Raw genomic sequence first — 20,856 nt, 5'->3', positions numbered from 1 at the left:
TCAGGGGGCGGCGCAGGCCTCCGGCACGACCGACTCCCATGCCGGCATCCGGCCGTCGACGGTGAGCGCGGTGGCGGCGATCGGGACGCCGGGCCCGGCGACGGTGGTGACCCGGATGACGTCGCCCGGCGCGACGTCGACCGCGACGTCGACGCCCTCGATGCGCTGGCGCGCCGTGTCGACGCGCACCGCGCGCTCGCCGTCGGCGATGCGGGCGCGTGCCGCGGCGCCGGTCCAGCGGCCGCTCCAGACGTGGGTCGACGGCTCCCAGCACTGGAAGTCGGCGAAGCCGACGCCCATCTGGTGCAGGGTGGGGACGACGCCGCGCCGTTCGACCGCGCCGCAGCGGGCGCAGTAGGTCCAGCCGTGCGGCGGCGCCGTCCAGTCGCCGGCCGGGACGTCGACGCTGAAGGCGCGGCCGAAGGCGCGCACGCGGTCGGCGCCGACGCGCGCCGCGTAGAAGGCGCGCAGCGGCAGCGCCTCGGCGGCGAAGGCGTAGCGCGCGCCGCTCGCCGGCGGCAGCCAGCTCTCGACCGTCAGCGGGCGATCGCCGGCGCCGACCTGCGCCCGCGGCCCGGCGAAGTAGCTCACCTGGCGCATCACGATCACCGGCTGGTCGAGCGGCAGCGAGTCGACCAGCTCGCTGCGCTCCCAGTCGAACAGCCAGCGCGATTCCGGCGGCCAGAAGTCGTCGGAGAAGTAGAGCCGCGCCGACCACAGCCCGACCGCGCCGGCGAGCAGCGCCACCGCCGCCGGCCGCCAGGCGCGGCGCGGCACCAGGTCGTCGCAGGCGGCGGCGGCGGCGAGGGCGATGAACGGGAACGCCATCATCATCCGGTGCGTGCTCGGCGCGCCCCAGGCGAGGATGGTCGGCACCAGGCCGAGGGCGAAGCCGCCGCCGAGGAAGGCGGCGCGCCGCCAGCCGCTGAGCGCGCCGGCGGCGGCGAGCAGCAGCAGCAGGATCGGGTGCCGCGCCCCGGTGCGCACCGTCAGCCAGCCGTCCTGCGCCACCGGCGCGACGAGGGCGTCGATGGTCTCGCGGCCGCGCTGCCACATCTCCGCCAGGGGCATGGCGGTGAGCGCCGACGGCCGCAGGCCCTGGCCGACGTACACCGACTCGGGATTGGCGGCTGGGTAGGGCAGGTAGGGCACGACGCCGACGACCAGCACCGCCAGACACCAGAGCCGGCGCCGGCCGCTGGCCAGCGCGGCGGCGAGCAGCGGCATCGGCAGCATGGCGCGCGTGCACCAGTAGCCGTAGAGCATCCAGGCCAGCGCGAAGGCGCCGATCAGCGCCTCCGGCCAGCCGCCGCGCCGCCAGATCAGCGCCGCCAGCGCGGCCAGCAGCAGCAGTTGCTGGAAGGTGAGCTCGCCGCCCTGCATGACGCGGCTGTAGAAGAGCGCCCACGGCAGCACCGCGAGCAGCGCCGCGCCGCCGAGGCTGGCGACGGTCGACAGCCGCATCGCCCGCGCCGCGGCGAACGCCGCCGGCACGCAGAGCACGCCGCCGACGAGGCTGTAGAGGCGGATCGTCCAGCGGCCGATGCCGAGCAGCGGCACCAGCGTCGCCTGGAAGAGGATGTGCATCAGCGCCGGCACGGAAATGGCGCTCTCGGCGAGCAGGTGGCCGTCGTGCAGCCGGGCGAGCGCCGAGGCCAGCACCTTGGGCTCGTCCTCGTTGAGGCCGCGCGGGTAGTCGTCGAGGTGCGCCAGGCGCAGCAGGAGCGCGGCGGCGGTGAGCGCCGCCAGGGCCAGCAGCGTGGCGCGCGCTTCGCGGCGCAGCAGCCACCACAGCGCCAGGGCCGCGCCGGCGGCGATGGCGAGCGCCAGCCCGATCGCCACGGCGTCGGCCGCGCCGGTCATTGGTTGGTCGCGTAGGCCAGGGGGCGGGTGCGCCAGATGGCGCGCGTCGCCTCGACCGCCAGGGCCGGCGTGACGCGCTCGAACTGCAGGGTGTCGCGGAAGCTCTTGATCATGAACCACGCCTGCGGATCGCCGCCGCTGCCGGTGACGCGCAGCTCGAGCGGCTGGCCGGGCGTGATCCGCTCGGCCGGCACCGACAGCAGGTAGTAGCCGGTGCTGCCGGCGGCGCTGCCCTTGGGAATGTAGACCAGGGTGGCGCCGTCGCCGCTCCAGCCGTGCACGTCGCGGTCGCGATGGCTGCGGAAGGTCAGCGTCGGCCGGCCGTCGATCGCCAGCGCGAAGTCGCCCTCCTCGTCCGAGGTCGAGCCGGTGAAGGCGAAGACGGCCGGCCCGGCGGCGGGCGGCGGCGCGGTGCGCCAACTGACGCTGCTGTGATGGTCGACCCGGGCCCGCCACGACGGCGAGCCGCCGCGATAGTCGGGATAGCTCGCCTCCGGCGGCCCCTGGCCGCTGCCGGCGAAGCCCTCGACGAGCTGCACGTCGTCGCGCGCCGCCGGCGGCGCCTGCATGGCCGCGATCGGCAGTTGCGCGACGGTGACGAGATCCTCCATGTCGCGGCCGTCGGCGTCGACGATGCGGGCGCTGAAGCCCCAGTTGCCGATGTCCTCGCAGCTCTGCACCAGCAGCCCGTTGTCGCCGGCGTGCAGCGCGATGTCGCGCTGCCGCGGCTCGCGTCCCATCATCATCGGGAAGGCGGTGAGCGGGCGGCCGTTGAGCCAGACGCGCAGCGTGTCGTTGAGCGAGCCGCTCAGCTCGAGCACCGCGGCGCGGTCGGTGGGGGAGCGGACGGTGGTGGCGGCGTAGGCGCAGACGCGCTCGGGATTGCCCGGGTTGCGCGGGTCGGCGCCGACGAAGTCGCGGTTGAGATCGACGCCGGCGAGCTGGGCCGGCGCCGGCTGCCAGGTGATCGGCGCGCCGTTCAGGCCGGGGTAGCTGCGCGGCGCGAGGTCGCGGGGATTCACCGGATCGCGTTCGCCGCCGCGGCCGTCGTCGTTGGGGAAGAGGCCGAGGATCAACCAGTTGTTGAGGTAGCGCTTGCGGGCCCCGATCTCGGCGATGACGAACGCCAGCTTGCCGCCCGGCGCCTCGATGAGCCGCTTCACGTTCACGTCGGCGAACAGGTCGACGTCGTCGGGGTGCAGCGCCGCCAGCACGCGCTGCGACGGGTCGCGGCGCGTGAAGTCCTCCGGCCTGATGATCAGGTAGCCGGAGTCGCGCCGCGCCGCCCAGTCGCGCGGGTCGATCGGGCGGTAGAACTGGGCGAACACCTGCGGCTGGTTGGAATCGGTGGCGCTGAGCAGCAGCAGGTCGTAGTTGCCGCGCTCGCGCTCCATGTACTGGATCGCGTCGCGGTAGCCGAACTGGAAGGCCCCCGGGGTGAGCGCGGCGTAGGTCGGGTAGTCGACGAAGTAGGCGTGCAGGTAGCGGGCGACCTCGCTGCCGAGCAGGCCGAGGCCGGCCAGCGCCGCCGCCCCCTGCAGGGCGATCCCCCAGCGCCGCCGCGGCGCCAGGAAGCGCAGGGCGCGCAGCGCCGCCGCGAAGCCGGTGCCCGCCAGCAGGCAGAGGATCGGCGCGCCGATGATGCCGCGCGTGGCGCTCGGGATCTCGTTCATCAGGCTCGGCGCCACCGGGTAGAGCGCCAGCCACCACAGCAGCAGCTTGCTGGCGCGATCGCGCCGCAGCAGCGCCACGCCGGCGCCGAGCAGGACGAAGGGGACGAAGAACGGGTAGAGCTCGCCGAAGTCGCGCACCGCGTGGCGGAAGATCGGATCGCCCTCGTCGACCAGGAAGCGCGGCGAGAAGAACTGCGCGTAGTTGCGGCCGAAGCGCTGCGCCTGTTCGCGCCACGGCTGCTGCGGGTCGAGGAAGGTGGTGCGGCGGAAGTACTGCGTGCCGGTGCGCGTCTGGGCGGAGAAGAACACCGCCGCCGGGGCGAGCACGGCGGCGGCGACCGCCAGGGCGACCAGGAACTGCCGCCAGCCGCGCAGCAGCTCGGGCAGGAAGAGGAGGCCGAAGCCGAAGAGGAACGCCGGCACGAAGAAGGCGGCCGGCGCGTAGGCGTAGACGCCGAGCGCATAGACGGCGAGGGCGGCCGGCAGGGTGCGCCGCCCCTGGGTGAAGCGCACCAGCAGGGTGCACCCGCCGACGGCGATCAGCGGAAAGGCGATCAGCTCGAAGGCGATGCGGCTGAAGTGCAGGTGCCACGGCGCGACGGCGAGAAAGAGCGCCGCCCACAGGCCGACCCAGTAGCCGAACAGCGCCCGGCCGAGGAAGAACAGCGCCAGCACCGTCGCGATGCCGAACAGCGCCGCCGTCAGGCGGATGCTGAAGGCGCTCAGCCCGAGCAGCTTCACCGGCAGGATGGCGCCGTAGATGAAGAGCGGGTTCTTGTACGCGGTGCCGAACGACCAGACGTACAGCGGCCAGCGGCCGCCGTTCTCGTCGATGCCGGCGGCGCCGAGGGCGTAGGCGTTGTAGCCGTTGCCGGCCTCGTCGCAGTAGAGCCCGGCCGGCACGTCGTCGAGCCGCCAGACGCGCAGCCCGGCCGCCAGCAGCACGACCGCGAGCAGCAGGCCGGCGCGCCAGGCGCGGGCGCGGAGGCGGGCGTTACTCATGGCCGTCCCCCGGCGGCGGGAAGGGGCAGTCGGCGGCCGGCGCGGCGAGGCGGTACAGGGGCATCAGCTCCTGGCGGTTCTGGCTGTCGGGGCCGCTCCAGCGCAGGCTGATGGAGGGGCTGACGAGCGAGAACTGGCCCTCGACCACCAGGTCGTGCGGGCCGGCGGCGAGCGTCGAGGGGGTGAAGCCGTGGCCGTCGCGGCGCTGGCCGTCGATGAGCAGCGTCGCCATGCCGCCGTACGTGTCGAGCGCGAAGCGGTACTCGCCGCCGGTGGCGATGGTGATCGGCGCGGTGATGCGCACCGACATGCGCGTCGGCATCAGGCGCGGGATCTGCTGCATCAGCGCGTCGGGCCAGACGCTGCGATCGATGAACGGCACCACCGCGCGCTGGCGCGCGACGACCTCGTTCGCGTCCTTGCGCAGGACGAAGTCGGCGACGGCGCCGTTGCAGGCGGTCGCCGCCAGGCGTTGCCGGAGGTCGGCGGGCATCGCCGGCACGTGCGCGTAGGCGACGTCGCCGCCCATCTCGAGCGGGTCGCGGTCGATGCGGAAGTCGACGTCCGGCAGCAGCCAGTGCAGGTAGGCGGCGACGTCGTCGGTGTTGCGCTCGACGAACAGCACGAACAGCGTCGGCCCCGGCTCGTCCGGCCAGGCGCGCAGCGCGGTGTCGACGTCGGACAGGAGCGCGCCCGGCACCGCGCCGCCGAGCAGCCAGATGCCGTCGTGGTTCTTGATGGCGTTGGTGTAGAGCGGCGCGACGCCGAGCACGCGCTCGTCCGGCCGGCGGTGCTCGCGCACCCAGATGGTCAGGTAGGCGAGGTTGTTGCGGTGCGCGCGCCGCACCTCGGTCGACCCCCAGAAGGCGCGCAGGTGATCGGTGTTCCACCACCCCGCCCAGGCGACGGCGGCGGCCAGCAGCGCCAGCGCGAGCCGCTTCCCGTGCCGCCCCCAGGCCGCCTCCAGGGCGCCGGTCAGGCCGGCGGCGCCCATGCCGGCGAGGACGTAGACGAAGCCGGCGGAGCCGCCGACGCGGGCGACGTCGAAGTTGCCGGTGAACACCAGGGTGCCGAGGACGTGCACCGCGAAGCCGGCGGCGGTGAGCAGGAAGACGGGCCGCCGCGCGTGCGCCAGCGCGCCGGCGAGGCCGAGGACGAGCAGCGCCGCGGTGACCGGATCGACCAGCGGCCACAGCCGCATGTTGCGCACCGGCGAGCGATCGCCCTGGTGCACGAAGAGGTCGATCGCGTCGCGGACGCGGGCGACCCGCCGCTGCAGCCCCTGCTCCCAGGTGTCGTCCGGGTTGTAGTAGGCGGTGATGCCGCGCGCCCGCTCCCAGCCGTCGTAGTACTCGCGCCGGAATTCGCCCGGGATGCGGGTGATGAACAGCGGCGCGATCATGCTGGCGATGAGCAGCGCCGTCAGCAGCGGCCGGGCGAGGCGCGCCGCCAGCGGGCTCGTGCGGTCGGCGAGCGACCACCAGGCGGCGCCGACCACGGCCCAGATCGCCAGCGGCCGGTAGGCGATGTACTCGTGCAGGATGTAGCCGCCGAGGAAGCCGAGGATGACGTAGGCCGACGGCCGGCCGCGCCGGGCCGGGCCGGCGAGCAGCGCGAAGGCGACGGCGACGGCGAGCACGTTGTGGTTGTTGGGGATGCGCGACAGCACGACGTCCCAGAACGAGACCGCCAGCAGCGCGCAGCCGACGGCGGCGCCGCGCGTGCCGACGCTCAAGCGCAGCCAGGCGAAGATCGGCAGCAGCTTGAGGGCGCTGACGGCCGCGAAGGGCACCCGCACCGCGGCCTGCGACACGCCGCCGAGCCACAGGCCGAGCGCCGCCAGCCAGGTGCTGCTGAGATACTCCCAGCGCAGCCGGTAGCCGTTCAGGAAGGCCTGGCCGAAGTTGCCGACCTGCAGGTCCTCGATCTGGCTGATCGCGCCCTCGCCGGGGAACTCGCCGATGTTGCCGAGGCGGTAGATCGCCGCCACCGCCAGCAGCGCCAGGGCCAGGAGCAGCGCGCCGCGCGTCCACAGGCGCGGGCGCCGCGCCGGCCAGACGCCCCAGGCGAGGTCCGTGCCGACCGCCAGCAGGATCGTGGCGCCCAGCCATCCCGCCCACGCCTGGTCGAAGCCGTCGACCCAGCCGCGCAGCAGGGTCAGCACCGACGCCGTCCACAGCCCGATGCCGGCCACCGCCAGCAGGCCGCCGATCCAGAAGCGCGCCCGCGACGGCGGCAGCGGCGGCGGCCCCGGCGGCGGCGCCGGGTACGCGACGCCGAGCTGGCCGAGCGTGCCGAGCGCCAGGCCGAGCGCCAGCAGCCACCAGCCGCGCGTCGTCTCCTCCAGCCCCTGGAAGGCGTGCAGCGACGCCGCGATCGCCGCCGCCGCCGCCAGCGCCAGCAGCGCCCGGGCGTGGCGCAGGCCGCGTGGCGTCGGGTCGGGCGCGCGAGTCGCGGAGGTTTCGTCGGCAACGGCCACGGACGGGGATCGCAAGCGCAGCTAGCTACCACACCCCCAGCGAGCGGGCCACTCGCGGGGGCGGCGCGGCATCGGGATCGGGGCCGAGATCGCGGCCGCGCGCCGCCGCGGTCGGAAAGGCCGCGGCGGCGACCGGCGCCTGCGGGCGGTTCGCGCCGCCGCCGGCGCCCTGCTACAGGCGGTCGCCGATGAGCGACATCACGGTGGTCGCGCTCACCATCGGCGAGCCCTATCTGGAGCGCGCGCTGGCCAGCGCGGCGCGCCAGACGCTGCCGCCGGCGGCGACGGTGCTGGTGCGCGACGTCTCGCCGTTCCACCGCGCGCTCAACCAGGGCGCCGCCCAGGTGCGCACCCCGTTCTTCGTCCAGCTCGACGCCGACGTCGTGCTCGATCCCACCTGCCTGGAGACATTGCGCGGGCTGATGGACGACCGCGTCTCGATCGCCTCCGGCCTGCTGCGCGACCCGATCGTCGGCCGCACCACGGGCGTGCGCCTGTACCGCACGGCGTGCTTCGCGGAGGTGCAGATCCGCGATTCGATCTCGCCCGACATGGACTTCACCAACGACACCGCGCGGCTCGGCTGGCTCCGCCGCAGCGCCCTGTGCTGGCCGAGCGACGATCCCGCGACCTGGCACACCGTCGGCGACCACCGCCCCGACTACACGCCGCTCTACACCTTCTCCAAGTTCCGCCTCGAGGGCATCCGCGCCCGCTACCGCCGCCGCGAGGGGCGGGCGCGGCTGATGCTGCGGCGGCTGTGCCCGAGCCGTCACCCGGCGTCGCCGCTGGCGCTGATCGCCACCGCGCATGGCTTCTTCCATCGCGACGCGGCCGACCAGCTCGCGCCCTACGCGCCGACGGCGGATTTCGAGGCGCTGCAGGCGTTTCTCGCCGCGCCGGACGGTCCGCCGCTCGCCGCGCCCGACGAGGCCGGCGAGCCGCGGCTGGCGTTCCACCGCGCCTATGCCTTCGCCGTCGACTGTCGCCGGCAGGGGGCGCGGGCGGCGTTCGTCGCCGCGCTCGAACGGCTGCGGCCGCGCGGCGAGCAGGCGGCGGTGCCGCTGGCGGCGCTGTGCCACGGCGTCTTCCACGACCGCTACGTCGACGCCGAGGTCGATGCCGCCTTCGATGCCCTGAGCGAGATCCTGTGAGCGGCGCCGCCGCGCCTTGACTCACCGGGAGACATTCCCTAGCCCGGATCATTCATGAGTTCGCTGCTGCGAGCGCCGACGGCACGCCATCTCTGGCCGTGCTCGCTCCTCCCTCCTCGACGGACCGTCGAATCTGCCTGCGTCAGTCGTCGCTGCGCTTGGCCAGATCTGGCGCACCCTCGGCGCTCTCGCGACGCGAGCTCATGAACAATCCCGGCTAGCCGAGGGGCCTCTTCCCGATGCCGTGCTCGCGAGTGAGTCCGTGAGCGCCCGGACCCTCGGGCGCCGACCGACCGGCGGCGGCGCGCTGCTGCTCGGCGTGGCCGGGGTGGCCGTCGCGGCCGCCGGCCAGGCGGTGATCGACCGCCACGGCTGGGCGGCGGTGGCGGCGTTCGCGATCGCCGCCGTGCTGTTCGCGCTCGGCGCGCGGCGGGCGCGGCTCGATCCCGAGCGCGAGGAGGCGGCGCCGGGCCCCTGGTCGGCGCTGCACCTGATGCCGCTGGGGCTCGGCGTGGCGCTCTGCGTCGCCGCCGGCGTCCTCGTCTACCGCGACGCGTCGCCGACCCTGACCCACACCCTGTGGACGGTCGGCCTGGTCGCCATCGCCGGCGGCGCGGTGCTCGGCCCGTCGGCGCCGTCGCGGCTGGCGCCGTTGACGCCGGGGCAGCGCGCCGCCCTGGCCGCCATCGCCGTGCTCGCCGCGCTGGTGTTCGGCTGGGCGCTGACCGCGATCCCCGCCGAGGTGCACGGCGACGACGCCGAGGTCGGTCTCGACGCCATCCGCCTGCTCGAGAGCTTCAACCTCTTCGGCGCCGGCTGGTTCGAGCTGCCGCGCTTCCACGCCTTCCCGACCATGCTCGGGCTGCGCGTCTTCGGCGTCGGGCTGCTCGGGCTGCGCGCCACCAGCGCCATCCTCGGCGTCGCCGGCGTGCTGCTCCTGTTCGCCGTCGCGCGCCGGCTGTGGAACGCCGACGTGGCGCTGCTGGCCTCCCTGCTGCTCGTCGGCCAGCGCTTCTACATCCACCTCAGCCGCGCCGGCTACCACTACATCGACACCCCGGTGCTGGCGCTGCTGGCGGTCTGGCTGCTGCTGCAGGTGTGGCAGGACAACCGCCTCGGCGCCGCGGTGTGGTGCGGGCTGGCGCTCGGGCTCGGCATCCAGACCTACTACGCCTCGCGCCTGGTGCCGGTGCTGGTCGCCCTGACCTGGATCGCCTGGCTGCCGGAGACGCCGCGCGAGCGGCGCCTGGCGCGGCTGCTGCAACTGGCGGTCATCGGCCTCACCGCGCTGGCGGTCGCGGCGCCGATGTTCGGCTACTTCGCCCACCACTGGGCCGACTTCTGGGAGCGGACGCGCGACACCAGCATGTTCACGCCGGCGGCGCGCCACCACCTGAGCTACGGCTACCACACCGACAGTCTGGCGGTGATGCTGGCCATCCAGATGCGCGCCGCCCTGTCGCTGTTCAACCTCACCGGCGACAACTCGGTGCAATACGGCTACGGCGGCGGCCTGCTCGATCCGGTGAGCGGCGTGCTGTTCATCCTCGGCGCCGGCCTGGCGCTCGCCGGCCTGCGCGAGCGCCGCTGGCGGCTGGTGGCGCTGTGGCTGGTGCTGCCGCTGGTCGCCGGCGCCGCGCTGACGCTCGACACGCCTTTCTACCCGCGCATCAGCGGCCTGGTGCCGTTCGCCGTCCTGCTGGTCGCCCTCGCCCTCTGGCAGGCGCGGGCCCTCTTCGCCGCCGCGCTGCCGGCGCGGCGCCGCCGGGCGCTGCTCGGCCTGCTGCTCGGCGCCGCGACGGCCCTGATCCTCGCCATCAACCTGCGCACCTATTTCGTCGACTACGCGCCGCGCTACCGGCACTCGCCGGCGGTGGAGATCGCCGGCTTCGTCAACCGCCACGGGCGCGGTCGGACGACCTACATGGTCGGCGGCGCGCCCGCCTTCTTCATCCGCCACGGCACGATCAAGTTCCTCACCTACGGCGAGGACACGCGCGACATCCAGGACCTCGACGCCTTCCTGCAGGGCGGCGCCCGCCTCGATCCGTCGCGCAGCGTCTTCGTCATCATGCCGGCCGGCGTCGGGCTGCTCCCGAAGCTCGAGCAGGCGGTCGGCGCGCTGGACGTGCAGACCCATCGCCGCAAGGGCGGCGAGGTGGCGTTCCTCACCGCCGTGCCGCGCCGCGCCGGCGACGCCCTCGATCCGCCGCGGCTGCTGATGCAGGCGGCGAGCCCGGGGCCGATGGGGCAGCTCCTCGGCCGGCTCCTCGCCGCCGGCGAACGCCTGGCGATCGCCGTGCTGCTGCTCGCCGCCCTCGTCGCCCTCGGCGCGGCGGCGTGGCAGGCCTGGCGCCTGCCGCGCCCTCCCGGCGCCGCCGCGCTGCGCGAACCGCTCGCCGAACGCTGGGCGCGCTGGCGCACCTGGCTCGCCGGGCCGGACGGGCGCGAGGCGGCGAACGCGCCGCCGCGCGCCGCCGTCGCCCTCCTGCTGGCGCTGGTGCTGGCGGCGGCGCTCGGGCTGCGCACCTACCGCCTGAGCGAGCTGCCGGCGGGCTTCTTCTGCGACGAGGCCGGCAACGGCTTCAACACCGCCTGCCTGCTCTACGCCGGCCACGACGAGACCGGCGCCCGGCTGCCGCTCTACGTCTGGTCGTTCGGCACCAGCTACAAGAATCCCGTCTTCCTCTACTCCGCCATGCTGCCGATGGCGGCGCTCGGGCCGACCGAGACGGCGGTGCGCCTGACCGCGGCGTTGTGGGGCAGCGCCACCGTGCTGGCGCTCTTCTTCCTCGGCCGGGCGCTGATGGGGCCGCTCACCGGCATCGTCGCGGCGCTGCTGCTCGCCGTCTGCCCCTGGCACCTGCACTTCAGCCGCATCGGCTTCGAGCTCGTCACCTTCCCCTTCTTCTTCACCTGCGCGCTCACCGCCCTGGTGCGCTGGACGCAGGGCCGGCGCACGCTCGCCCAGGCGGCGGTGCTGCTCGGCCTCTGCCTCTACACCTACGTGCCCGCCAAGCTCTTCGTGCCGCTGTTCACCGCCGGCTTCGCGCTCCTCTATCGCCGCCCGCTGCGCGAGCGCTGGCGCGAGACGGCGCTCGCCGCGGCGCTGCTGGCGGTGACGGTGGCGCCGGTGGCGATCTTCGACCTGGCGCACCGCGATCTCGCCGGCAGCTACTTCGAGCACACCTCGCTGCTCGGCCGCGACGGTTCGCCGTGGGCGAAGGCGCGCCTGTTCGCCGCCAACTACGGCGAGTTCTTCTCCGGCGAGTTTCTGTTCCGCGACTCCAACGACCGCATCATTCGCCACAGCGTCGGCGAGCACGGCGAGCTCTATCCCTTCATGGCGCCGCTGCTCGTGCTCGGCGTCCTGGCGGCGCTGCTGCGCCGCGACCGGGCGCTGCGCCTGCCGCTGCTCTGGCTGGCGCTCTATCCCGTCGCCGCGGCGCTGATGAACGAGATCCCGAGCGCCTCGCGCGGCTTCATCGGCGCCGCCGCCTTCTGCCTGGTGGCGGCGCTCGGCGCCGGCGCGCTGCTGCGCCTGCCGGCGCTCGCCCGCCGCCGCCGGGTGGCCTGGGCCGCGCAGGGCGGACTGCTGGCGCTGCTGCTGGTCGTGCTGGTGCCGGCGGCGCGCGCCTACTGGCGACTCTACAGCGAGGTCTACCCGCAGTACTCGGCGAAGGACTACACCGGCTTCCAGTTCGGCCAGCGGCGGGTGCTCGAGGTGTTCCGCGAGCGCTACGACGACTTCGACCTCGAGCTGCTGACCACCCGGCGCAGCAACCAGCCGGAGATCTTCCTGCGCTTCTACGACGGCCTGCGGCAGGCGCCGCGTCCGGGCCAGGCGCCGCCCTTCGAGCACCGCGAGAAGATGGTCGCCAGCAGCGCCGAGGCGCGCGATCACTACGTCACGCCCGGGCGGCGCATCCTCTTCGCGGTGCTGCCCGAGGAGGTGCCGCTGTTCGCCGACCCGCAGGTGCTGGAGCGGGTGATCGCGCCCGACGGCACGGCGGCGTTCGTCCTGGTGGCGGCGACGCGGCTGAAGGACTTCGTCTCCACCTGGCGGGTCGGCGGCCTGCTGCCTGAGGACGACGCCTCGCCGCCGCCCACCTGGACGCCGGAGGAGGCGCCCGAGGAGGATCCGCCCGGCGTGCGCTGGCGCCTGCACGATCAGCTCTTCGCCGGCGTCGGCCTGAACGACTTCTTCGTCCCCAACGCCGACCACGCCTGCGCCTGGGCGGTGAACTTCGTGACCACCGACGTCGAGCGCGAGCTGCGCGTCTTCGCCGGCTTCGACGACACCGGCGAGGTGTGGGTCAACGGCGCGCGCGCGCCGCTGCAGGCGGTGGTCGATCCCGAACGCACCCTGGTCGACGCGCGCACCGGCCGCATCCACCTGAACGCCGGCCGCAACGCCATCGCCGTCCGCGCCTGCGAGGACGTCGGCGACTGGCGCTTCTACTTCCGGCTCGAGAACCTCGACGGCACGCCCGTCGAGGGCCTGACCTGGGCCTACGGCCCGGCGCGCCTGCCGCAGTGAGGAGAGGGGGCGTGGCCCGGCACGGTCGTCAACGGCTGGAGTCGTGGGGGCATGGGCCGTTCGCTGTCACGCGGTGGGCGCTCGGGGCCCGAGATCAGCAGGAGGGCGGCGCGTGCGCATCGGCATGAACCTCCCGGTGATGGTGCCGGGGCTCGATCGGCGGACGGTGCTCGAGTGGTGTCGGCGGATCGACGCCGGGCCGTTCAGCACGCTCGCGGCGGGGGAGCGCATCACCTTCCCGAACCCCGAGATCATGGTGACGCTGTCGGTGGCGGCCGCCGCCACCGAGCGGGTGAAGCTGGCCTTCACCGTCGTCGTGCTGCCGCTGCACCACAGCGCCGTGCTGCTCGCCAAGCAGGTGGCGACGCTCGACGTCCTCTCGGGCGGCCGGGTGGTGCTCGGGGTCGGGGTCGGCGCCCGCGCCGAGGACTACCGCGCCGCCGATCAGCCGTTCGACGCCCGCCGCCTGCGCCGCATGGAGCGGCAGGTGGCGCTGATGAAGCGGGTGTGGGCGGGCGAGAACGTCGTCGAGGGCGCGCTGCGACCGGTCGAGCCGCTGCCGTTGCAGCCGGGCGGCCCGGAGCTGCTGGCCGGGTCGCTGACCGCGGATTCGATCCGCCGCGCCGCCGCCTGGGCGGACGGCATCGCCGGCTTCAGCTTCGGCCCCTCGCTGGACGAGGTCGCCTTCGCCTGGGACACGGCGCGCGCGGCCTGGAGCGAGCGCGGCCGGCCGCGGCCGCCACGGCTGGTCGTCAGTTGCTGGTTCGCGCTCGGCCGCGACCCGCGCCGGCAGCTCGACACCTACCTCGAGCGCTATCTCAACTTCATGGGCGCCGACGCGGCGCGGCACCTGGCGCCGACCGTGCGCACCGATTCGCCGGCGGCGCTGCGCCGCGTGATCGCCGATCTCGCCGCCCTCGGCACCGACGAGCTGCTGCTGGTGCCGACCACCGCCGATCCCGACGAGCTCGACCGGGTGCGCGACGTCATCGGCTGATCCGGCGGCGCCTCCCAAAGCGCCGGGCGACCGGGCATGATCGGCGCGGCGAAGGGAGCGCTATGAGCGGCGTCAGGATCGGCATCGGCTTCGGCAGCGCGCGCACCGGCGTGCCCACCCCGGCGCAGATCTGCGCCTATGCCGAGCGCGCCGAGGATCTCGGCATCGACTCGATCTGGTTGTCCGACCGGGTGACCGGGACCCAGCTCGACATCGCCTGCGTGATGGCGCTGGTGGCCGCCCGCACGACGCGCATCAAGATGGGCCCCAGCGTGCTGACCCTGCCGGCGCACCACCCCGTGCACGTCGCCCGCACCTACGCCACGCTCGACCACCTGAGCGGCGGGCGGCGGCGCATCATCATGGCGGTCGGCATCGGCAACGATCCGCGCCAGTGCCTGGCCGCGGGCGTCCCGGCCGCGGAGCGCGGGGCGCGCCTGGAGGAGGGCGTCGCGGTGCTGCGCAAGCTGTGGAGCGGCGCGCGCGTCAGCCACCGCGGCCGCTTCTACGAGTTCGACGAGCTGAGCATCGAGCCGCGCCCGGTCGGCGGCCCGCTCGACGTCTGGATCGGCGGCCGCAGCGACGTCGCCCTGCGCCGCGTCGCCCGGTACGGCGACGGCTGGTTCCCCTCCTTCATCACCGCCGAGGAGTTCCGCGCCGGGATGGACACCCTGGTGGCCTACGGCGCGGAGCACGGCCGGGTCATCGACCGGCGCGAGGCCGGGACGGTGCTGCTCAGCTACGTCACCGAGGATGCGGCGCGCGCCGCCGCGGTGCGCGAGCTCGCCGCCGGCGCCTTCGGCCTGCCGGTGGAGGCGATGCGGGCGCGCTGCGCCGTCGGTTCGGCCGCGGAGTGCGTCGAGCGCCTGCGCGGGTTCATCGCCGCCGGCTGCACCAAGTTCGTGCTCTTCCCGCTCTGCCCGCCCGACGAGCTGGTGCCCCAGATCGAACGCTACGCGGCGCGGGTGCTCCCGGCCTGCGGCGGGTGAGCGCGGTCCGCGCGTCGCCGCTACTGGAGGTGTTCGGCGATGGCGAGGATGGTGTCGATGTAGGCGTCGGAATGGTTGTAGGTCCAGATCACCCGCCGCCGCTCGGCGTCGCTCAGGCCCGGGCGCCAGCCGTTGCCGCGCAGGTAGTTGGCGGTGGAGGCGATGGCGTCGTCGGGATCGTAGAGGCTGACGCGGCCGTCGCCGTTGCCGTCGACGGCGAAGCGCAGGTAGCTCGAGGGCAGGAACTGGGTCATGCCGAACGCGCCGGCGCCCGAGCCGGTGATGGCCAGCGGGTCGATGCCGGTGCGCGCCGCGATGCGGAAGGTCGCCAGCACCTCGGGGTAGAACATCCGCTCGAGCTCGCGCGCCCGCGCCCGCACCCGCTCGGCGATCGCCGGGCGCTGTCGCGCCGGGACGCCCTCGCTGTGGCGGGCGAGGTTCCAGCGCACGTTGTCGGGATCGTTGGCCATCGCCAGCTTGGCGAGCTGGGCGAGGACGCGGCGCCGGCCGGTGTTGCGCCCGCACTGCGACTCGACGTGCATGATGGCGCCGACGACGCCGGCCGGCACGCCGAAGCGCGACTCGGCGTCGCGCAGCGCGCGGTCGTGCGCCAGCCGGCAGCGGCGCGCCCGCGCCAGGCTGTCGGCGCGCAGGAAGCCGCGGTAGAGCGAGCCGTGCTCGCGCGGGTCGAGCGAGAAGGCGAGGCCGCGGAACGATTCCATCCGCGGGTCGGCGAAGGCGGCGCGCACCGCGCCCGGGTCGACCCCGTCGGCGATCAGGCGCTGCTGCAGCCGGGCCCAGGTGGGATCGAACGGGCGGTCGGCCGCCGCCGCCGCCGCCGCCGCCGCGAGGAGGAACGCCCAGGCCGCGATCACCCACGTCCGCATGCGCGCAGTCTAGAGACCGGGCGCCGGCCCTGCCAGCGAGAAGCCGGCCGTCGCGCGCGCATCCGGGAGGCGCCCCGGCTACGATTCGCGCCGCGCGTTCGGTAAGCCTGGGGGCCATGGACGCGCGCGAGTTTCTCGGCCTGGTGGCGACCCACAACCCGCACCGCTGGTATCTGCCGGTGGAGCGCAAGCTGACGGTGCGGGAGCGCTTCCTCTTCGGCGGCTGCGGGCTGGCGGCGGCGGTGACGGCGATGGAGATCACCACCGGGCGACCGCTGGTCTGGGCGACGGCGCAGTACCTGTCGTACGCGCGCCGCCCGGCGGTCCTGGACCTCGACGTGGTCGTGCCGGTCGCCGGCCGCAACACGACGCAGGCGCGGGTCATCGGCCACGTCGGCGACCAGGAGATCTTCACCGTCAACGCCGCCCTCGGCAGCCGCGACCTGGAGATCAGCGGCCAGTGGGCGCGCATGCCGAGCGTGCCGCGGCCCGAGGACTGTCCGCGTCCGCCGCAACTGCCCGACGCCGCGGGCACCATCCACGACCAGGTCGAGCTGCGCGTCGCCGTCGGCCGCTACGGCGCGCAGCGCGACGGCACCCCGAGCCCGGACGGCCGCTCGGCGCTGTGGGTGCGCCTGCCGCGCGAGCTCGACCGCTCCGCCGCCGGGCTGTGCATCGTCGCCGACTGGGTGCCCTCCGGCATCGGCCAGGCGCTCGGTCGCTGGGCCGGGGGCAACAGCCTCGACAACACCATCCGCATCCTCGACCTGGTGCCCACCGACTGGGTGCTCGCCGACATCCAGGTGCACGGCATCGCCAAGGGCTTCGGCCATGGCCGCGTCCACCTGTGGAGCGAGGACGGCCACCTGATGGCGACCGGCAACCAGTCGCTGATCGTGCGCTTCCACGACACCGGCGAACGCCGGTGACGCCGCGCCGGCGCCGCGCCTTCGGCGTCCGCGTCCGTGTTCCGGGGCTCTCATCGGTGACCCGCGGGCAGATGGACGCCTCAGCGGCCGAGTGCTATCCGGCCGCTCGGTATGGATGCGACGCCGGAGCGGAAACGGGAAGACGTCTGGAACCTGATCGCGTCGACGCTCGAGACGCTCGGCGTGCCCGCCGACCGGATCACGCCGGGCGCGAGCCTCGCCGACGACCTGGGATTGGAGTCGGTGGCCTTCGTCGAGCTGCAGGTCACGCTCGAGGACGAGCTCGGCATCGAGATCGATCCCATCCAGGTGGTCGAGCTGAACGAGCTGTCGGCGATCGTCGACTACCTCTGCGGGTTGCCTCGCGTCATCCCATGACGCTGTTCCAGGACGGGCACCACGCCTTCCGCGCCGAGGCGCGGGCGTTCGTGGAACGGGAGCTGGCGCCGCACGCCGACGACTGGGAGCGGAATAGCGAGTTGCCGCTGTCGGCGTTCCGCGCGCTGGGCGCCGCCGGGCTGCTCGGGCTGACGCAGCCGGCGCGGTACGGCGGCCGCGAGCTCGACTTCGGCTACGCGGTGGTGCTCGCCGAGGAGCTGCCGCGCTGTCGCATGGGGGGCGCCACCCTCAGCATCCTGGCGCAGGCGAGCTTCTTCAGCCCGCTGCTCAGCCGCTACGGCAGCGAGCGCCAGAAGGCGGAGTTCCTCGCGCCGGCGATCCGCGGCGAGAAGATCGGCGCCCTCGCCTCGACCGAACCGACGGGCGGCTCCGACATCAGCGGCGCCGTGCAGTGCACCGCCGTCGAGGACGGCGATTTCTGGGTGGTGAGCGGCGAGAAGATGTACATCACCAACGGGCCGATCGCCGACTTCGTCGTCGCCCTGGTCCGCAGCAAGCCCGAGGGCGGGGCGAACGGGCTGTCGCTGCTGGTCGTGCCCACCGACACGCCCGGATTCTCGGTGCGCGAGACGCTGCGCAAGCTCGGGCTGCACACCTCGCCCACCGGCTGGCTGGCGTTCGATCGCTGCCGGGTGCCGAAGGCGTTCACCATCGGCAAGCCCCATCTCGGCTACTACTACCACACGCAGAATCTGCTCGAGGAGCGTCTGATCGGCGGCGTCAGCAGCCTCGCCTTCGCCGACCTGGTGCTGCAGGACACCATCGCCTACCTGCGCCAGCGCACGGCCTACGGCCGCCCGCTGTCCCACCTGCAGACGATCCGGCACAAGATCGCCGAGATGGCGGCCGAGGTCGAGATGGCGCGCGCCTTCGTCCACGCGGTGTGCGAGAAGTTCCGCGACGGTCACATCGACGCCAAGCGCATCTGCATGATCAAGTTCCAGGTGATCGACATCGTGCAGCGCGTGGTCGAGCGCTGCATCCAGCTCTTCGGCGCCAACGGCTTCATGGAGGCCAACTGGGTCACCCGCGCCTATCGCGACATCCGCGTCCTCAGCCTCGGCGGCGGCACCTCCGAGGTGATGAAGGACCTGGTCGCCAGCCACCTGCGGCTGTAGCGAGGGGCGGGCGCCCCGGCGGGCGCGGCCGACCTACGGCGTCGGCGGCACCAGGTTGGTCGGCGGGATGAGCTGGCGCGGGCCGCCGGGCGGGGTCCAGAAGAGCTGGAAGATGCGGCGCGTCGTGTGGGCGAGCTGGGCGCTGTCGAAGGTGACCTCGAGCGGGTGCAGGCCGACCGCGAGGACGCGCTCGCTGCTGGCGCTCTGCGGCTGGTCGGGCACCACGGCCTCGACCGCGAACAGCGGCTGGCCGTCGAGCGTGGCGCGATAGGGGCCGCTGCCGATCGCGTCGAACCCGTAGGTGCCGGCGCGGTCGACCCGCAGGGCGCCGCGCCACACGGCGCGGAACGGCGTCCGCACGCGGGCGTTCGGCGCCTGCCGCTGCTCGATGACGTAGGCGTTGATCTGCGGATCGAGCATCCGCACCGTCTCGTCGCCGACCGTGTACGTCGCCGCCAGCCCCTGGCGTTCGCCGTCCGGCCGCAACTGCGCGCGCTCGACGGCCTGTCCGATGCCGTCGCCCGACATGATGAGCTGCAGGCTGCGTCCCGGGGCGTTGCGCTGTTCGAGGCGGATCGGCTGCCAGCCGCGCGGCAGCGTCAGCGTGGCGTTGGCGCCCTCCGCGCGGCCGTCGGTGACGATCGGCGGCGCGTCGCCGATGCGCAGCGTCGCCGGGCTGTTGGCGAGCAGGTGCAGGCCGAGGGCGCGGTCCGAGGGCCAGTAGATCTGCCCCGTCCAGGTGAGCTGGGCGTCGGCGGCGATCTCGGCCGGCAGGGCCGCGAAGGGATCGCTGGCGCCGGCCAGCGGGCCGCCGGGCGCGGCGGCGAGGGCGAGGCCGCTGCGCCGGCGGACGTCGTCCGGCGTCAGGTCGACGGCGCGGAAGAACAGGGCGCCGTTGGGGTGGCGGACCTCGGTGACCACGGCCTCCGGATAGAGGGAACGGATGTACTCGGCCTGCGTCTCCTGCGTCGGGCCGAGCACCAGCGTCAGCGGCGCGTCGACCGGGACGCGCAGCGGCAGGGCGTGGGCGACGTCGAGCTCGTCGTCGGCGCGGCGCGGGCGCTCGATGAGGAACAGCTCCTGGAAGAGCGCCAGGTGGTGCTCGGGCCCGAGGAGAATCGCCCGCTGGTCGGCCGGCCGCGCCTGCAGGTAGCGCGCGAGCTCGGAATTCGGATCGGCGATCTGCGACGCGAAGTCGACGAAGTAGGTCTGCCAGTTGATCGCCGCCGCGGCGGCGGCGAGGCCGGCGACGGCCGCCAGCCCGGCGACGCGCCGCCAGCCGGCGGCGGCGGTGGCGAGCAGCCAGTCGAGCGGCAGCGCGGCGAGGATGGCGATCGCCGGCAGCAGGCCGACCAGGCGCACCGTCGCCGGCGGGTCGGCGGTGACGATGCCGCCGGCGATCACCGTCACCAGCCACCAGTAGGGCACGAAGGCATCGCGGCCGCGGCGCAGCCGGCGCAGCGCCATCGCCAGGCCGAGGACGAAGAGCGCGGCGGAGACGTCGTCGAGCATGCCGCCGCCGCGGTAGCCGAGGAGGTAGCCGCCGCCGGGCAGCACGCCGAAGCCGAGCCAGGTCAGCCAGATCTGGCGCCACAGGATCTCCCAGGCGCGCCCGGCGCCGACCACCCGCCAGGCCTCGAGCACCTGGCCCATGGTCTGGCGGTTGCGGGCCATCACGGTGAACTGGTCCCAGTTGACGCCGAAGGTGAAGGCGTCGGTGGCGTAGAAGGCGTAGGGGAAGAAGAGCAGCGCCAGGCCGGCCGCCCACAGCGCCGCGCCGCGCCAGTGGCTGCGCAGCCGCGCCGGCCGCGCGATCGCCGCCAGCGCCAGCCAGCCGGCGATCAGGGGCGGCACCAGTTGGCCGGCGTTGTAGCTGAACAGGCACCAGGCGCTGGCGACGCCGGCCATCCACCAGTGCACGGCGCGGCCGCGGTTGATCGCCCGCCAGAGGTGGAACAGCGCCAGCGGCTCGAGGAAGAGGATCTGCGCGTGCGCGATGCCGAGGCGGCTGAAGTCGATGGCGGTGCGGCAGATCGCGAACAGCAGCGTCGCCAGCAGGGCGACGCGCGGCCCCGAGAGCTCGCGCGCCAGCAGGTAGGTCGCCAGCACGCCGAGGGTGCCGAACAGCGCCGACGACAGCCGCAGGGCGGTGATGTCGAGTCCGCGCAGCGGCGCGAACAGGCCCTCGAGCGACAGGCCGAGCGACGGCCAGGTGTTCCATCCCATGCGGAAGAAGTTGGGGATGCGGCCGCCGGTGTAGGCGTTGAAGAGGAACATCCCGACCCGCGGCTCGTCGCCGAAGATCGCCCGCGGCAGGATGTCGATCCACAGGACGCGCGCCAGCGCCGCCAGGACGAGCAGGGCGGCGAGCGCGGCCAGCTCGCGCCGCCGCCAGGGGATGGCGGGCGCCGCCGCCGGCGTCGCCTGCCAGCGCCGGGTCGCCAGCCCGCCGAGCGCCGCGCTGGCCAGCCACAGCAGCAGCGCCGCCACCGGCTGCTCGTTGCGCGTCGCGAGCGTCGTCGTCGCGGCGCAGGCGAGGAGCGCCAGCGCCGCGAGCCCGAGGCGCTGCGCCGTCGACACCGGCGCCGGGGCCGCGGGCGCGGGGACCGCGGGCGCGGCCGCGCGCCGCGCCGCGACCGCCGCCGCGACCACCGCCGCCAGCCCGAGGACGAGCCACGGCAGGAGGGCGTCGTGATCGCGGTGGATGGCGACCTGCGCCGCCACCGCGACGCCGATCGCCGCCGCCAGCAGCGCCTGCCGTCCGGCGCTCGCTTCCGCCGTCGCCATGCGCGGCGCCGTTATCAGAAGGCGGGCGGGAATGCATTC

General features: G+C 74.5%; 12 protein-coding genes. 7 read left to right on the top strand and 5 right to left on the bottom strand.

Annotated features, from left to right (window positions below; translation table 11 throughout):
* Genes KF840_15935 through KF840_15925 form a run of 3 tightly spaced genes read right to left on the bottom strand, consistent with a single transcriptional unit; the run spans position 1 to position 7,017 of the window.
* Positions 1 to 1,863: a hypothetical protein gene (locus KF840_15935; GenBank protein MBX3026399.1), complete on the bottom strand. Its 1,863-nt coding sequence runs from the start codon at positions 1,861 to 1,863 to the stop codon at positions 1 to 3.
* Entirely contained in the window at positions 1,860 to 4,538 is a 2,679-nt protein-coding gene (locus KF840_15930) for a glycosyltransferase family 39 protein (GenBank protein ID MBX3026398.1), read from the bottom strand. The genes KF840_15935 and KF840_15930 overlap by 4 nt, the downstream gene beginning before the upstream one ends.
* Complete coding sequence (locus tag KF840_15925; GenBank protein MBX3026397.1) at positions 4,531 to 7,017, bottom strand: glycosyltransferase family 39 protein; 2,487 nt, start codon at positions 7,015 to 7,017, stop codon at positions 4,531 to 4,533. The genes KF840_15930 and KF840_15925 overlap by 8 nt, the downstream gene beginning before the upstream one ends.
* A gap of 188 nt (positions 7,018 to 7,205) precedes the next feature.
* On the opposite strand from KF840_15925, the gene KF840_15920 reads away from it, so the two are divergent.
* The 4 genes from KF840_15920 to KF840_15905 all read left to right on the top strand — a co-directional run bounded on the left by KF840_15920 (position 7,206) and on the right by KF840_15905 (position 14,697).
* Positions 7,206 to 8,171 (top strand): glycosyltransferase family 2 protein, encoded by a 966-nt coding sequence (locus tag KF840_15920; GenBank protein ID MBX3026396.1) that lies wholly within the window; start codon positions 7,206 to 7,208, stop codon positions 8,169 to 8,171.
* A gap of 262 nt (positions 8,172 to 8,433) precedes the next feature.
* Positions 8,434 to 12,711, top strand: coding sequence for a glycosyltransferase family 39 protein (locus KF840_15915; GenBank protein ID MBX3026395.1), 4,278 nt, complete (start codon positions 8,434 to 8,436; stop codon positions 12,709 to 12,711).
* Between the two features lie 112 nt (positions 12,712 to 12,823).
* A complete protein-coding gene (locus KF840_15910) occupies positions 12,824 to 13,708 on the top strand; it encodes an LLM class flavin-dependent oxidoreductase (protein ID MBX3026394.1) in 885 nt (294 codons plus the stop codon).
* A gap of 62 nt (positions 13,709 to 13,770) precedes the next feature.
* Positions 13,771 to 14,697, top strand: a complete 927-nt coding sequence (locus KF840_15905) for an LLM class flavin-dependent oxidoreductase (protein MBX3026393.1) — start codon at positions 13,771 to 13,773, stop codon at positions 14,695 to 14,697.
* A 20-nt stretch (positions 14,698 to 14,717) separates the two neighbouring features.
* Here the strand turns inward: KF840_15905 and KF840_15900 are convergent, their stop codons facing one another.
* Positions 14,718 to 15,584, bottom strand: coding sequence for a lytic murein transglycosylase (locus KF840_15900; protein ID MBX3026392.1), 867 nt, complete (start codon positions 15,582 to 15,584; stop codon positions 14,718 to 14,720).
* 116 nt (positions 15,585 to 15,700) lie between these two features.
* Between KF840_15900 and KF840_15895 the strand changes: the two genes are divergently transcribed.
* The 3 genes from KF840_15895 to KF840_15885 all read left to right on the top strand — a co-directional run bounded on the left by KF840_15895 (position 15,701) and on the right by KF840_15885 (position 18,030).
* Positions 15,701 to 16,513, top strand: coding sequence for a thioesterase family protein (locus KF840_15895; protein ID MBX3026391.1), 813 nt, complete (start codon positions 15,701 to 15,703; stop codon positions 16,511 to 16,513).
* A gap of 111 nt (positions 16,514 to 16,624) precedes the next feature.
* Positions 16,625 to 16,891: an acyl carrier protein gene (locus KF840_15890; GenBank protein ID MBX3026390.1), complete on the top strand. Its 267-nt coding sequence runs from the start codon at positions 16,625 to 16,627 to the stop codon at positions 16,889 to 16,891.
* Positions 16,888 to 18,030, top strand: coding sequence for an acyl-CoA dehydrogenase family protein (locus KF840_15885; GenBank protein ID MBX3026389.1), 1,143 nt, complete (start codon positions 16,888 to 16,890; stop codon positions 18,028 to 18,030). Before KF840_15890 ends, KF840_15885 begins: the two co-directional genes overlap by 4 nt.
* A gap of 33 nt (positions 18,031 to 18,063) precedes the next feature.
* On the opposite strand, the gene KF840_15880 is transcribed toward KF840_15885, so the two are convergent.
* Entirely contained in the window at positions 18,064 to 20,817 is a 2,754-nt protein-coding gene (locus KF840_15880; protein MBX3026388.1) for a glycosyltransferase family 39 protein, read from the bottom strand.
* Positions 20,818 to 20,856 lie beyond the last annotated feature (39 nt).

This window comes from bacterium (assembly GCA_019637795.1).
Taxonomy (GTDB): Bacteria; Desulfobacterota; Binatia; order HRBIN30; family CADEER01; genus JAHBUY01.
The sequence above is the reverse complement of the archived record's forward strand: the minus strand, read 5'-3'. Positions and strand labels throughout refer to the sequence as shown.

What these genes read in the sequence shown, in the direction of transcription:
- KF840_15890 (MBX3026390.1), top strand. Translation starts at nt 16,625, where the DNA reads ATGGATGCGACGCCGGAGCGGAAACGGGAAGACGTCTGGAACCTGATC.
- KF840_15905 (MBX3026393.1), top strand. Translation starts at nt 13,771, where the DNA reads ATGAGCGGCGTCAGGATCGGCATCGGCTTCGGCAGCGCGCGCACCGGC.
- KF840_15930 (MBX3026398.1), bottom strand. Translation starts at nt 4,538, where the DNA reads ATGAGTAACGCCCGCCTCCGCGCCCGCGCCTGGCGCGCCGGCCTGCTG.
- KF840_15900 (MBX3026392.1), bottom strand. Translation starts at nt 15,584, where the DNA reads ATGCGGACGTGGGTGATCGCGGCCTGGGCGTTCCTCCTCGCGGCGGCG.
- KF840_15895 (MBX3026391.1), top strand. Translation starts at nt 15,701, where the DNA reads ATGGACGCGCGCGAGTTTCTCGGCCTGGTGGCGACCCACAACCCGCAC.
- KF840_15920 (MBX3026396.1), top strand. Translation starts at nt 7,206, where the DNA reads ATGAGCGACATCACGGTGGTCGCGCTCACCATCGGCGAGCCCTATCTG.
- KF840_15885 (MBX3026389.1), top strand. Translation starts at nt 16,888, where the DNA reads ATGACGCTGTTCCAGGACGGGCACCACGCCTTCCGCGCCGAGGCGCGG.
- KF840_15880 (MBX3026388.1), bottom strand. Translation starts at nt 20,817, where the DNA reads ATGGCGACGGCGGAAGCGAGCGCCGGACGGCAGGCGCTGCTGGCGGCG.
- KF840_15935 (MBX3026399.1), bottom strand. Translation starts at nt 1,863, where the DNA reads ATGACCGGCGCGGCCGACGCCGTGGCGATCGGGCTGGCGCTCGCCATC.